Annotated in this window: 15 protein-coding genes; 13 read left to right on the plus strand and 2 right to left on the minus strand. The window is 68.4% G+C overall.

Annotated elements, in window-relative coordinates; genetic code table 11:
* Positions 1–135: 135 nt before the first annotated feature.
* The 3 genes from FVP33_RS08380 (at position 136) to FVP33_RS08390 (ending at position 4,298) form a co-directional block, all read left to right on the plus strand.
* On the plus strand, positions 136–1,119 hold the full coding sequence (locus FVP33_RS08380; RefSeq protein WP_147783127.1) for a methylenetetrahydrofolate reductase: 984 nt from the start codon (positions 136–138) through the stop codon (positions 1,117–1,119).
* Entirely contained in the window at positions 1,116–3,431 is a 2,316-nt protein-coding gene (metE, locus tag FVP33_RS08385) for a 5-methyltetrahydropteroyltriglutamate--homocysteine S-methyltransferase (RefSeq protein WP_147783128.1), read from the plus strand. The genes FVP33_RS08380 and metE overlap by 4 nt, the downstream gene beginning before the upstream one ends.
* Positions 3,432–3,503: 72 nt before the next feature.
* Positions 3,504–4,298, plus strand: a complete 795-nt coding sequence (locus FVP33_RS08390; RefSeq protein WP_147783129.1) for a DUF4184 family protein — start codon at positions 3,504–3,506, stop codon at positions 4,296–4,298.
* Here the strand turns inward: FVP33_RS08390 and lexA are convergent.
* Positions 4,291–4,983 (minus strand): transcriptional repressor LexA, encoded by a 693-nt coding sequence (lexA, locus tag FVP33_RS08395; protein WP_147783130.1) that lies wholly within the window; start codon positions 4,981–4,983, stop codon positions 4,291–4,293. The genes FVP33_RS08390 and lexA overlap by 8 nt on opposite strands.
* Positions 4,984–5,295: 312 nt before the next feature.
* On the opposite strand from lexA, the gene FVP33_RS08400 reads away from it, so the two are divergent.
* The 6 genes from FVP33_RS08400 to FVP33_RS08425 all read left to right on the plus strand — a co-directional run bounded on the left by FVP33_RS08400 (position 5,296) and on the right by FVP33_RS08425 (position 9,744).
* Complete coding sequence (locus FVP33_RS08400) at positions 5,296–5,709, plus strand: LysM peptidoglycan-binding domain-containing protein (RefSeq protein ID WP_246142235.1); 414 nt, start codon at positions 5,296–5,298, stop codon at positions 5,707–5,709.
* 119 nt (positions 5,710–5,828) lie between these two features.
* Positions 5,829–6,932: a histidinol-phosphate transaminase gene (locus tag FVP33_RS08405; RefSeq protein WP_187270622.1), complete on the plus strand. Its 1,104-nt coding sequence runs from the start codon at positions 5,829–5,831 to the stop codon at positions 6,930–6,932.
* Positions 6,929–7,534, plus strand: coding sequence for an imidazoleglycerol-phosphate dehydratase HisB (gene hisB / locus FVP33_RS08410; RefSeq protein WP_147783132.1), 606 nt, complete (start codon positions 6,929–6,931; stop codon positions 7,532–7,534). The genes FVP33_RS08405 and hisB overlap by 4 nt, the downstream gene beginning before the upstream one ends.
* Before the next feature lie 2 nt (positions 7,535–7,536).
* Positions 7,537–8,178, plus strand: coding sequence for an imidazole glycerol phosphate synthase subunit HisH (gene hisH / locus FVP33_RS08415; RefSeq protein WP_147783133.1), 642 nt, complete (start codon positions 7,537–7,539; stop codon positions 8,176–8,178).
* A gap of 49 nt (positions 8,179–8,227) precedes the next feature.
* Positions 8,228–8,977, plus strand: coding sequence for a bifunctional 1-(5-phosphoribosyl)-5-((5-phosphoribosylamino)methylideneamino)imidazole-4-carboxamide isomerase/phosphoribosylanthranilate isomerase PriA (gene priA / locus FVP33_RS08420; RefSeq protein WP_147783134.1), 750 nt, complete (start codon positions 8,228–8,230; stop codon positions 8,975–8,977).
* Complete coding sequence (locus FVP33_RS08425; RefSeq protein ID WP_147783135.1) at positions 8,977–9,744, plus strand: SseB family protein; 768 nt, start codon at positions 8,977–8,979, stop codon at positions 9,742–9,744. The genes priA and FVP33_RS08425 overlap by 1 nt, the downstream gene beginning before the upstream one ends.
* Before the next feature lie 223 nt (positions 9,745–9,967).
* Here FVP33_RS08425 and FVP33_RS08430 read toward each other — a convergent pair whose 3' ends face one another.
* Entirely contained in the window at positions 9,968–10,324 is a 357-nt protein-coding gene (locus tag FVP33_RS08430) for a DUF1844 domain-containing protein (protein WP_147783136.1), read from the minus strand.
* Positions 10,325–10,653: 329 nt separating this feature from the next.
* Here FVP33_RS08430 and infC point away from each other — a divergent pair, with 329 nt between their 5' ends.
* The 4 genes from infC to FVP33_RS08450 all read left to right on the plus strand — a co-directional run bounded on the left by infC (position 10,654) and on the right by FVP33_RS08450 (position 13,191).
* Positions 10,654–11,610 carry a translation initiation factor IF-3 gene (gene infC / locus FVP33_RS08435; RefSeq protein ID WP_246142236.1) on the plus strand — a complete coding sequence of 319 codons (957 nt, stop codon included), beginning with the start codon at positions 10,654–10,656 and terminating at the stop codon, positions 11,608–11,610.
* Positions 11,611–11,639: 29 nt separating this feature from the next.
* A complete protein-coding gene (gene rpmI / locus FVP33_RS08440) occupies positions 11,640–11,834 on the plus strand; it encodes a 50S ribosomal protein L35 (RefSeq protein ID WP_147783138.1) in 195 nt (64 codons plus the stop codon).
* A 40-nt stretch (positions 11,835–11,874) separates the two neighbouring features.
* Complete coding sequence (rplT, locus tag FVP33_RS08445) at positions 11,875–12,264, plus strand: 50S ribosomal protein L20 (protein WP_147783139.1); 390 nt, start codon at positions 11,875–11,877, stop codon at positions 12,262–12,264.
* A 126-nt stretch (positions 12,265–12,390) separates the two neighbouring features.
* Positions 12,391–13,191 carry a TrmH family RNA methyltransferase gene (locus tag FVP33_RS08450; protein WP_147783140.1) on the plus strand — a complete coding sequence of 267 codons (801 nt, stop codon included), beginning with the start codon at positions 12,391–12,393 and terminating at the stop codon, positions 13,189–13,191.
* Positions 13,192–13,220: the final 29 nt, after the last annotated feature.

Genomic DNA, 13,220 nt, shown 5'->3' on the forward strand with positions numbered 1-13,220 from the left:
CGCCCGGCGACGGTGCGACAGCCGAGCCCGGCACCCGCCCACAAGGAGGCCTTTGGCCCCGCATTTCTGCACAGAGATGCCCTGTGGGCCCCGGATGCGGGCCCCAGGACATCCACAATGGATTGGATCTGAGGCGTGACGACGACGGAGGCGCACGGTCTCGAGCGGGTTCCGTTCTCGTTCGAGCTGTTCCCCCCGCGCTCCGACGCGGCGGAGCACAATCTGTGGCACACCATCCAGCAACTGGCGGCGGTGGGACCGGACTTCATCTCGGTGACCTACGGGGCCAACGGATCCTCGCGTCAGAGTTCGCTGCACGTGCTGCGGTACATCCTCGAGAACACCTCGGTGAGCCCGCTCGCGCACCTCACCTGTGTCGGCTCGTCGCACTTCGAGGCAAACCGGCTGGTGCGGGAGTTCCTCGACGCCGGCGTCACGAGTTTCCTCGCCCTGCGAGGCGATCCGCCCCGCGGCGCCGTCGAGGGCGACCACTTCCTCGGTGACCTCGGCAGCGCGTCGGAACTCGTGCAGCTGATCCACCGCGTGCAGACGGAGCGCGCGCAGTACGCGACGCTGAGATCCAGGAGCGCGGGCGGGGTCGGCCAGATTCCGACGAGCCGCGCAAAGGTGCGGGTGGCCGTCGCGGCGTTCCCGAACGGGCATCCGCGGTCCGTGCGGTCGAACCAAGACATCGACACGCTGCTCGCCAAGCAAGTCTCGGGCGCGACCATGGCGATCACCCAGCTGTTCTTCCACGCCGACGACTACCTGCGGTTCGTGGCCGACGCGATGGCCGCGGGGGTCACGATCCCGATCCTGCCGGGGATCATGCCCGCGACGAACCCGGTTCGGTTGTCTCGAATCCTCGAACTGACCGGGGAGCGCCGGCCGGAGAGCCTCGCGCGCCGCCTCGAGTCGACCGATTCCGTCGAGGAGCAGCATGCGATCGGCGTGGAACACGCGATCGGCCTCGCCACCGAGGTTCTCGACGGCGGTGCCCCAGGACTCCACCTCTATCCCTTCAACCAGCATCAGGCGGTGTTATCCGTGCTCGAAGGGGTCGGACTCACCACCGCGACACCATCCACCGCTCGAGCGAACATCAAGGAATCAGCATGACTGCGCCCTCATTCCCCACCGGCAGCATCCTCGGATACCCGAGGATCGGCCGCCGTCGCGAACTCAAGAAGGCCGTCGAGGCCTTCTGGGCCGGCAGCATCACCGCCGAGGAGCTCGAGTCGCGCGCGGCCGAACTCCGCCGCGTGACCCGCGAACGGCTCACCTCGCTCGGCCTCGGCGCCACGGACTCCTCGATTCCCGAGGCCTTCTCCTTCTACGACCAGGTGCTGGATGCCGCGGTCACCGTGGGTGCCATCCCCACCCGCTTCGAGTCCCTCGTGGCTGCCGACGGCACCATCGACCTGGCGGGATACTTCACGATCGCCCGCGGCGAGGGCAACAACACCCCGGCCGAGATGACCAAGTGGTTCGACTCGAACTACCACTACCTCGTTCCCGAGATCGGACCTGAGACCAGATTCCACCTCGCCTCGGACCGGCTGATCCGCGAGGTCGCCGAGGCGACCACGTCCGGCTTCCGCACGCGTCCCGTGATCGTGGGCCCGGTCACGTTCCTGCTGCTCAGCAAGGCGAGCGAGGGGGCGCCGGAGGGCTACCAGCCGCTCGATCGCCTCGACGACCTCTTGCCGGTGTATGCGGAGTTGCTCGCCGCGCTCACCGCGGTGGGCGCCGACTGGGTGCAGCTCGACGAGCCGGCCCTCGTGAGCGAGAGCATCGAGGTGCCGCGCGCCGAGGTGCTCGCGGCCACCAAGCGGGCCTACGACGCCCTCGGCGCCGCGCCGGTGCGACCGCAGATCTTCGTCGCTGCCCCGTACGGCAGCCTCGACGACGCGCTTCCCGTGCTCGGCGAGACCCCCGTCGAGGCGATCGGACTCGACCTCGTGCGCGGCTCACTGCCGACGGGCTTCCGCACAGAGAAGACGCTCGTCGGAGGCGTGGTCGACGGCCACAACATCTGGCGCGGTGACCTGTCCGCCGCCTTCGACACGCTCGAGGCGCTCCGTTCCCTCAGCCCCAGCGTCGCCGTTACGTCGTCGACCAGCCTGTTCCACACCCCCCACGACGTCGCGGACGAGCCCCTGCTCGACGAGCGCCTGAAGAGCTGGCTCGCGTTCGCCGACCAGAAGGTCGCCCAGATCGCCACCCTCGCGACCGGCCTCGCCGAGGGCAGGGGCGCCATCCAGGGGGAGCTGGATGCCGCGTCCGCCGCCCTCGCCGACCGCCGGGTCGCCCCGGGCGTGCGCGACGGTGATGTGCGTGCACGCGCCGCCGCGCTCACCGAGGCCGACTTCGCGCGCGGCGACTACGCCGAGCGGCTCGCCGCGCAGGAGGCCGCGCTGCACCTGCCCTTCCTGCCGACGACGACGATCGGGTCCTTCCCGCAGACCGGCGGCATCCGCAAGGCGCGGGCGGCCAACGCCCGCGGCGAGATCAGCGAGAACGAGTACATCGAGTTCCTCAAGTCCGAGATCAAGAGCGTGGTCGAGCTGCAGGAGCGGATCGGCATCGACGTGATCGTGCACGGCGAGCCCGAGCGCAACGACATGGTGCAGTATTTTGCCGAGCACCTGGACGGCTTCGCGGTGACCCAGAACGGCTGGGTGCAGTCCTACGGCAGCCGCTGTACGCGTCCGTCCATCCTCTGGGGGGACGTCGCCCGCGAGGCGCCGATCACGGTGGAATGGTCGGCCTACACGCAGAGCCTCACCGACAAGCCCGTCAAGGGGATGCTCACCGGGCCGGTCACCATCCTCGCCTGGAGCTTCGTGCGCGACGACCAGCCCCTGGGCGAGACCGCGAACCAGGTGGCCCTCGCCCTCCGCGATGAGATCGAAGACCTCGAGGCGGCAGGCATCGGCATCATCCAGGTCGACGAGCCGGCGCTGCGCGAGCTGCTGCCGCTCAAGAAGGCCGACCAGCCTGCCTACCTCGACTGGTCGGTGCGTTCGTTCCGCCTCGCGACCTCGGGGGTCGCGCCGAAGACGCAGATCCACACCCATCTCTGCTACTCGGAGTTCGGCGTCGTGATCGACGCGATCAACAAGCTGGACGCCGATGTGACCTCGATCGAGGCGGCGCGCTCCAAGATGGAGGTCGTCCCGGACATCCAGCACAGCGGCTTCGCCCGCGGCATCGGGCCGGGCGTCTACGACATCCACTCGCCGCGGGTGCCATCCGTCGAGGAGGTCACCGACCTCATCGAGATCGCTCTCGGGTCGATCCCGGAGCGCCAGGTCTGGATCAACCCGGACTGCGGGCTCAAGACCCGCGGCTACGACGAGACCGTCGCGTCGCTCACCAACGTTGTCGCTGCGACGCGGGCCGTGCGCGAGCGGGTGCACGCGCACTAGCCGACCACGATGCCCGAGGCCGGGCGGCTACGGACTAGTGACGCCGTAGCCGACCGGCCGTAGGGTGGACGGGTGCCCTTCACCCCGAGTCACATCGCCGCGGTGCTACCGTTCGTGCGCCTCCCGTTGGCGTCGGCCGCGCTCGTGATCGGCAGCATGGTGCCCGACCTGCCGTTCTTCGTCCCCCTCGGACTGCATCGCGAACAGACCCACTCGCTCGCGGGCATCCTGCCGTTCGACCTTCCGCTCGCGATCGCCTGTCTGCTGCTCTGGTTCTTCGTCGTGCGCGCGCCGCTGCTCGACTTTGCCCCGGCCTGGCTGAGGCGCCGGATGCCGCCGTCGGCTGCCCTGCCGTCGGCCTGGACGGCCAGGCTGAGGGTCGCGCTCGTCGTGCTGGTGTCCGTCCTGCTCGGAACCGTCACCCATCTGATCTGGGACTCCTTCACCCATTCGGATGGCTGGGCCGTGCTGCGGATCGGCCTGCTTCGCGAGCACCTCGGGCCGTTCGCGGTCTACCGTTGGGCGCAATACGCCAGCAGCATCGCGGGACTTGCGATCGTCGCCGGGTGGGCCGCACGCTGGGCGCGCGTGACGCCGTTGCACGCCTCGCCGACGACCAGGGTCGCCGACCGGTGGCGAGTGACGGCCTGGATCGTCGTCGCCGCGGTCGTCGCCGCGATCGCCTTGGGCATCCTGGTCGGCGGCGTCGTCTCCGGCGCTGGCGCGTTCGACCGCACGGTGCTGCACTGGTCGGTGACGCGATCGCTCTCGGTGGGTGGGCTTATCGTGGCGCTCGCGTGCCTGGCCTGGCATCTGCTGCCCCGTGGCGTTCGTCCGACAGCCGAGACGAGCGAGGGCGTCAGATAGAGCGCAGCACCGCCACGACCTTGCCGAGCAGTTCGGCGTGGTCGCCGAGGATGGGCGCGAAGGCGGAGTTGCGGGGCAGCAGCCAGGTGTGACCGTCGCGCTGCTGGAACACCTTGACTGTCGCCTCCTCGTCGAGCATCGCGGCGACGATGTCGCCATTCTCGGCGGTCTTCTGCTGGCGCACGACGATCCAGTCGCCGTCGCAGATAGCCGCGTCGATCATCGAGTCTCCTGACACCTTGAGCATGAACAGCTCGCCCTTGCCCACCAGCTGGCGGGGCAGAGGAAAGACCTCGTCGATCTGCTGTTCGGCTGTGATCGGGATTCCGGCGGCGATGCGCCCGACGAGCGGCACCATCGCGGCGTCGCCGATCGGAGTCGGATTGTCCGAGACGACCCCGCCCTCCTCCTGCTGGAGATCGATGAGCACCTCGAGCGCCCGCGGACGATTCGGGTCGCGGCGGAGATAGCCGCTCAATTCGAGCTGGTTGAGCTGATGAGTGACGCTCGAAAGGGACGAGAGCCCGACCGCGTCGCCGATCTCGCGCATGCTCGGCGGATAGCCGCGGGTCGCCACGGCGCGCTGGATGAAGTCGAGGATCGCGAGCTGCTTGTCGCTCAGGCTCTTGCGGCGCCGGGTGCCCGGCTTCTCCTGCTGCGGGCCAGCCTCGCGTGGTTCGCTCACGTCATCCTCCAGGTCGTGCGCGGCGCGGCCGTGGCCTCGCCACCATCAATGTCGGTGGTGTCTGTTTGATTCAGTCCAGACAATCGAAACTGTATCCACCATTCGACCGATAAACAAACATCTGTTCGAGTGTGTCGCAGGTTCTCGGTGCACTGGTCTCGAAGATTGGGGTTGATTATGGCAAGAATCGAAGGTATGTTCGGAACAAAGCTTCGTATCCGGCACTCCCGGCCGAGTGTCGGATACGAAAACCCCGTGATGGGCCGAGTGGGCCCGAACAGTTCACCCGACGGAGCAGGGAAAGGCGAAACGATGAGCACGATCGCAATCAACTCGATCGCATTCAACTCGATGGCAGGCAACCCGATGGCGCTCGGCACGACGGCAGCCGCCATCCGCGCTTCCGCCTCTCCCGCCGTCCACCTGCGTCTCACCCGTCGCGGTCGCGTCGTTCTCACCTCGCTCGCCGCGATCCCACTCGTGATCGGCGCGCTGGTCTTCGCCATCAATGGCGGCAGCGCCGTCGCGACCGGGCAGGTCGCTTCCACCTCGTTCGACTATGTGACTGTCGAGCCCGGGCAGTCACTCTGGCAGGTCGCGGAGAGCGTGGCGCCGTCGGCCGACATTCGCGATGTCGTGGCCGACATCGTGCACCTCAACCGGCTCGAGAGCACCAACCTGCAGCCGGGGCAGAAGATCGCCATCCCGACGCAGTACTCGCACTAGCCGCAGCACTCGGACCATGCGCCGGCGTCGCAGTGCTGGCCGAGGGCACGTTCGCGCGGCGCGACCTCGCAGAGGTGCCCGCGAACGTCACAGATCCGAAGCGCCCCTAGCATTGACTGGTGGCTTCACTCAGCGATCTCCCCATTCGAGACGACCTTCGCGGTCTCACCCCGTACGGCGCCCCGCAGAAGAAGGTGCGGATTGCGCTCAACGTCAACGAGAACACGCATCCGATCCCCGAGGCTGTTGCCACCGACATCGTCAAGGCTCTCGCCGAGGCGGTACTCGGCGTCAACCGGTACCCGGACCGCGAGTTCACGACCCTGCGTCAGAGCCTCGCCGGCTACCTCGGGCACGGGCTGACGGCGGAGAACATCTGGGCCGCGAACGGCTCGAACGAGGTTCTGCAGCAGATCCTGCAGGCCTTCGGCGGGCCCGGCCGGAGCGTGCTCGGCTTCCCGCCCACGTACTCCATGCACTCGATCATCGCGGCCGGCACCGGCACGCGCTGGGTGGCGGGGGAGCGGGACGAGGGATTCGAGATCTCTCCGCAGACCGCCGTGCAGTGGATCGAGCGAACCACTCCGGACCTCGTCTTCTTCTGCTCGCCGAACAACCCGACCGGCACCCCGCTGTCTCTCGAGACGATCGCGGCGGCGTACGACGCAACGAACGGAATCGTGGTCGTCGACGAGGCGTACGCGGAGTTCGCGCCCTCCGAGCTGCCGACCGCGCTGACCCTGCTCGAGGGCCGCGAACGTCTCATCGTCTCCCGCACCATGAGCAAGGCGTTCGCGTTCGCCGGCGCCAGACTCGGATACCTCGCCGCTGACCCGGCCGTTGCCGACGCCCTGCGGCTGGTCCGCCTCCCGTACCACCTCTCGGCCCTCACCCAGGCGGCCGCCGTGGCCGCCCTCGCGCACAGCACGGAGATGCTGGCGATGGTGGACGACATCAAGGCGCAGCGAGACCGACTCCTGGTCGAACTCCCGAAGCTCGGTTACCCCGCCTGGCCGAGCTGGTCGAACTTCGTGCTGTTCGGCGGCGTGGCCGACCCGCATGCGGTGTTCGAGGAGCTGCTCGACCACGAGATCATCATCCGTGACCTGTCCATTCCCCACCATCTTCGGGTGACGGCGGGCACGGAGGCCGAGACCACTGCCTTCCTCGAGGCGATGGCTGGACTCGGGCCGATCGGCGCCATCGATAGGATTGGTGCATGACCAACCAGCGTGTGGCTCACCTCCGGCGTGAGACGAGCGAGTCGAGCATCGAGCTCTCGATCAACCTCGACGGCACAGGGGCATCGAAGATCCACACGACCGTGCCCTTCTTCGATCACATGCTGACCGCGTTCTCGAAGCACTCGCTCATCGACCTCGAGGTGACGGCGAGTGGCGACACGGAGATCGACGTGCACCACACCGTGGAGGACATCGGCATCGTGCTCGGGTCGGCGATTCGGGAGGCCCTGGGCGACAAGGCGGGGATCGCGCGCTTCGGAGATGCGCTCGTCCCGCTCGATGAGGCCCTGGTTCAGGCGGTCGTCGACGTTTCCGGGCGCCCGTTCCTCGTGCACACCGGCGAGCCGGCCGGCTTCGAGTTCCACCTCATCGGCGGCCACTTCACCGGGTCGATGGTGCGGCACGTCTTCGAGGCGATCACCTTCAACGCCGGACTCACCGTGCACATCACCGTTCTGGGTGGTCGGGACCCGCACCACATCGCGGAGGCCGAATTCAAGGCGTTCGCGCGGGCGCTGCGCCAGGCGGTGGCGCCGGATGAGCGCGTGAGCGGTATCCCGTCGACCAAGGGTGCCTTGTAATCGTGAGTCAGCCATCCGTCGTCGTGCTCGACTACGGCAGCGGCAATGTCCACTCGGCCGCCAAGGCGCTCGAGGTTGCCGGTGCCCGGGTCGAGCTCACCGCCGACCGCAGCCGGGTGATGGCCGCCGACGGCCTCGTGGTTCCGGGCGTCGGGGCGTTCTCCGCCGTGATGGAGGCGCTCACCGCCGTTCGCGGTGCCGAGCTGATCGACCGTCGGCTCGCCGGCGGGCTTCCGGTGCTGGGGATCTGTGTGGGGATGCAGGTGCTCTTCGAGCGCGGAGTGGAGCGGGGCGTGGAGACCGAGGGGCTTGGCGAGTGGCCGGGCGTCGTCACGGAACTGCGCGCGCCGATCCTGCCGCACATGGGCTGGAACACGGTCGAGGCGCCGGGCGACTCGGTGCTCTTCGACGGAATCGCCGACGAGCGCTTCTATTTCGTGCACTCCTACGCCGCGCAGGAGTGGACTCTGGAAACCACGCCGCCGTTCCCGGGGCCGCGCCTCACCTGGGCGGAACACGGTTCCCGTTTCCTTGCCGCGGTGGAGAACGGCCCGTTGTCGGCGACCCAGTTCCACCCGGAGAAGTCCGGGGAGCCGGGCATCCGCCTGCTCTCCAACTGGGTCTCCTCGCTGCGCATCCACTGACCTCCCTTCGCGGCGAGACCGTCGTGCCACCGAAACCAAGAAAGTCACCATGAGCGACCCGACAGAATCCCCACGCCTCATCCTGCTCCCCGCCGTCGACGTGGCCGGCGGCCAGGCCGTGCGGCTCACCCAGGGGGAGGCCGGTAGCGAGACGGGTTACGGCAGCCCGCTCGACGCCGCCGTGGACTGGGTGTCGCAGGGGGCGGAGTGGATCCACCTCGTCGACCTCGACGCCGCGTTCGGTCGCGGCGACAACCGCGAGGTGATCCGTGACGTGATCGACAACGTGCGCGGCGGCGTGCAGATCGAACTGTCCGGCGGCATCCGCGACGATGCGAGCCTCGAGGCCGCTCTCGCGACCGGAGCCCGGCGCATCAACCTCGGAACCGCCGCCCTCGAGAACCCCGAGTGGGCGGCGGAGGTGATCGGCAGGTTCGGCGATGCGATCGCGGTGGGACTGGACGTGCGCGGGACGACGCTCGCCGCGCGCGGCTGGACAAAGGATGGCGGGGACCTCTTCGAGGTTCTCGACCGCCTCGAGGCGGCGGGCTGCGCGCGCTACGTGGTCACCGATGTCACCAAGGACGGCACGCTCCAGGGACCCAACCTCGAGCTGCTCCGCACGGTCGCGGAGCGCACCGAGAAGCCGGTGGTCGCATCCGGGGGGATCTCGAGCCTCGACGACCTCGTGGCCCTGCGCGCGCTCGTGCCGCACGGCGTCGAGGGGGCCATCGTCGGCAAGGCGCTCTACGCCAAGAAGTTCACGCTCGTCGAGGCGCTGGATGTCGCCGGCCGCTGATGACCGCTGACCAGCGCCCCGCAGACTCGGCCGGCACTCCGTGGGAGGGTCGGCACTTCGATCACAACGCCTTCACCGGCGACGACGGGTCGGCACCGGAGGCGCTTGTCGAGGCGATCGGCCGTTTCCGCGCCGGGCGGGCCGGCGAGGTCGAGGTGATCGAGGCGTTCCGGGCGTCGCGGCTGCTCATTCCGCTGGTCTCCCACCTCGCCGAGGCCGGCGTCGGCGAACACGGCCTCACCGTCGACAAGAGCGCCGAGCTCGCGATCGTGACGGTGGCCGGGCCCGACGGTCGGGACGTGCTCCCGGTGTTCGGCTCGGTCGAGACGATGAGACGCTGGAACCCGGGCGCCCGCCCGGTGCCGGCCGACGCGGTGCGCGTGGCCCTGGCCGCGGCGAGTGAGGGGACCGGGCTCGTCGTTCTCGACCCGGCCTCCGACACCGAGTTCGCCATCCGCCGACCCGCCCTGTGGGCGATCGCGCAGTCGCAGCCGTGGCTGCCGAGCTATCTCGACCCCGAGGTGCTGTCCGCGTTCCTCGCCTTGGCGGAATCCGAGGAGTCGGTCGCCTCCATCCTGCTCGACTCCGGCGATCCGGGCGCTCGTCTTGAAGGCACGGAACTGCTGGTGCGGCTGGGACTCCGGCCGGGACTTGACCGCGAGACGCTGGACGCGCTGCTCGCGCGGCTGCAGCAGCGCTGGTCGGAGAGCGAGATCATCGCGGGCCGGGTCGACTCCCTGCGCCTGCAGCTCGCCACCGCGGACTGACGGACGCCGAACCGCCCGTCCCCCTTCCGAAATCCATGCAATTCTGGCAACACGCCGCCCAGTTGTGCGCGACACGCGACGTTCCCGGAGAAATGCATGGATTTCGGAACGGGAACGGGAACGAGAACTGGAACGGGAACGGGAACGGGAACGGGAACGGGAACGGGACCCGGAACCGGAACCGGAAGGGATGGGGCGGACGCGGCAGGCCGGCGGCGGCCTGTCAGGTGACCGGGCCGGTCCACTTCTCGCCGGCACCCTGCCCTGGGGCATCGGGAATGGCGGATGCCTCGCGGAACGCGAGCTGAACGGAGCGGAGGCCGTCCCGAAGGGCCCGGGCGTGCTGGTCGCCGAGGTCGGGCGCGCTCGCGGTGACCAGGCCGGCCAAGGCGTTGATCAGCTTGCGCGCCTCGTCGAGGTCGAGCTGGGTCTCCGGATCGTCGGCGAGGCCGCACTTCACGGCCGCCGCGCTGAGCAGGTGGACCGCCACGGTGTTGATGACCTCAATGGCCGGCACGTCGGCGATGTCGCGCGCCGCGTCGTTCTCGGTGAAAGCATGGCTGTGCTGGGTATCGCTCATGGGGAATTCCTCTGTTATGCTGAACGCTGGCTCCGCGGCCTCTTCGGCCTCGGAACGAAAGTGGAGATTCTCCCACCCGCGCTTGACCGCTTCTTCAAGGTTACCGGGTTGTTGGTACCCCCTCTGTGTGGTTGGAATCCGGATCGAAAGGTCAGGACGAAGACCTGCGGAGAGTCCAGGGTGCTGTGCCTGGTGACCGAACGAATCGGGCGCCGGGGCACAAATTTCCTCCTTCGTCGTGAGTCCGACATCCCGTCGAACGGCTCTGGCCGACAGAACTGACTAAGGAGTTACGCATCAGCGATCCCCGTACCAATGACCGAATCCGCGTGCCGGAGGTCCGACTTGTTGGCCCCAACGGCGAGCAGGTCGGTGTAGTGCGCATTGAAGACGCAATTCGTCTTGCCCAGGAGGCAGACCTGGATTTGGTTGAGGTTGCTCCCAATTCCAAGCCTCCCGTTGCCAAGATCATGGATTTCGGCAAGTTCAAGTACGAAACCGCGCAGAAGGCGAAAGAGGCCAAGCGCAATCAGTCGAACACGATCCTCAAGGAGGTCCGTTTCCGACTCAAGATCGACGTTCACGACTACGAGACCAAGCGCAAGCGCGCCGAGGGCTTCCTGCAGGGCGGCGACAAGGTGAAGGCCATGATCCTGTTCCGCGGCCGCGAGCAGTCGCGCCCCGAGCAGGGAGTGCGCCTGCTGCAGCGATTCGCGGAAGACGTTTCCGAGTTCGGCACCGTGGAGTCGACCCCCACCATCGATGGCCGCAACATGGTCATGGTGATCGGCCCGCTCAAGACGAAGGCCGAGGTGAAGGCAGAACACGACGCGAAGATCGCGAAGGCGAAGCCGGAACGCGCCGAGCGCCCGGCCAGCGCCGAGCTTCCCGCCCTGCCGCCCGAGTCGGTCAAGGCTGCGACGGATGCCGCGGCGAACCCGCCGGTGGCCGCTCCCGTGGTCGAGGCTCCGGTCGCGGTCGCACCAGTCGAGACGCCCGTCGAGGAGCCGAAGGCTGCCGCCGTCGCACCGAAGGCCGCTCCGGCGGCGAAGGCTGCCCCCGCGGCCGCTCCGGTGGACAAGGCGGCACCGGCTGCGCCGGTCGCCGCAGCTGCTCCCGCGGCTCCCGCCAAGGCGGCCCCGGCGAAGCCGGCATCCTCCGAGGCGAAGCCGCCAACGCCGCGAGCCGTCCCCTCGGCCCCGCGCCCCACGCCAACGCCGGGCTCGATTCCGAAGCCGCGGGCCGTTGCCCCCAAGACTGCACCAGCAGATGTGACGACGGACTAGTCCGTCGGGTTGCACGAATAAGGAGAGAAATGCCCAAGCAGAAGACCCACTCGGGGACCAAGAAGCGATTCAAGGTCACCGGCAGCGGAAAGATCATGAAGCAGCAGGCCGGCATGCGGCACAACCTGGAGTCGAAGTCGGGCCAGCGCAAGCGTCGCCTGAACCAGGACCAGGTGATTGCCCCGGCCAACGTCAAGGCCATCAAAAAGCTACTCGGCATGTAACGCCGATCCACATCGCCGAAGAGAATAAAGGATTTAGGAAATGGCAAGAGTAAAGAGGGCCGTCAACGCCCACAAGAAGCGCCGGGTCATCCTCGAGCGCGCCAAGGGCTACCGTGGACAGCGCTCGCGCCTGTACCGCAAGGCCAAGGAACAGCTCATCCACTCGTTCGTCTACTCGTACCGCGACCGTCGTGCGCGCAAGGGTGACTTCCGCCGCCTGTGGATTCAGCGCATCAACGCCGCGTCGCGCGCGAACGGACTGACCTACAACCGCCTGATCCAGGGACTGAACCTGGCCGGCGTCGGGGTCGACCGCCGCATCCTCGCCGACCTCGCCGTGACCGACCCCGCGACGTTCGCGGCGATCGTCGCCACCGCGAAGGCCGCTCTGCCGGCAGACACCTCCGCTCCGAAGGTCTCCGCAGCGTAGGTATCACCGCTCAGACACGTCTGCTGCAGAAGGCCCGGGCACCTCGAGCGCCCGGGCCTTTCGCCGTTCCGCGCCGAGCCCACGCGATCCGGCGTTCCATGCCGTTGCCGGAATAGAATCGTTCACGTGCTCGATAACCCGCGTTCGCCCCGTGTCAGAAGCGTCGCCAAGCTCGCCAAGCGGGAGGCCCGCGCCGCGACCGGACTGTTCCTGCTCGAGGGTCCGCAGGCCGTCGCGGAGGCGATGACCTTCCGGCCGCAACTCGTGGTCGAGCTCTACGCGACTCCGACCGCGATCGAGCGCTACACGGACATCGCTCAGGCAGCGGTGGATGCCGGCGTCGACGTCGAATTCGTCACCGAACAGGTGCTCGAGGCCATGGCGGACACGGTCACACCCCAGGGAATCGTCGCCGTCTGCCATCAATTTCCCACTTCGGTCAGGGACATCCTGCGGTCGGAGCCCAAGCTCATCGCCATCCTCGAGGAGGTGCGCGACCCGGGCAACGCCGGCACGATCATCCGGGCCGCGGATGCCGCGGGTGCGGACGGCGTGATCTTCACCGGCCGCAGCGTGGACCTCTACAACCCGAAGGTCGTCCGCGCGTCGACCGGGTCGATCTTCCACCTTCCCGTGGCGGTCGGCGCTGAGCTCGAATCGGTGCTGGAGCGCGCTCGCGAGGCCGGAATGACGGTGCTCGCCGCCGATGTGAAGGGCGACGACCTGCTCGAGGCGCGCCGCGACGGCACTCTCGCGGGGCCGACCGCGTGGCTGTTCGGCAACGAGGCCCGCGGCCTCACCGACGAGCATTTTGCCCTCGCCGATCGGGCGATCACCGTGCCGATCTACGGGCACGCGGAGTCGATGAATCTCGCCACCGCGGCCTCGGTGTGCCTCTACGAGAGCGCATTCGCGCAGCGCACCTGACCCGATCCGCGGCGCCGTTCGACGTTTCC

Source organism: Lacisediminihabitans profunda, from assembly GCF_008040105.1.
Classification (GTDB): Bacteria; Actinomycetota; Actinomycetes; order Actinomycetales; family Microbacteriaceae; genus Lacisediminihabitans; species Lacisediminihabitans profunda.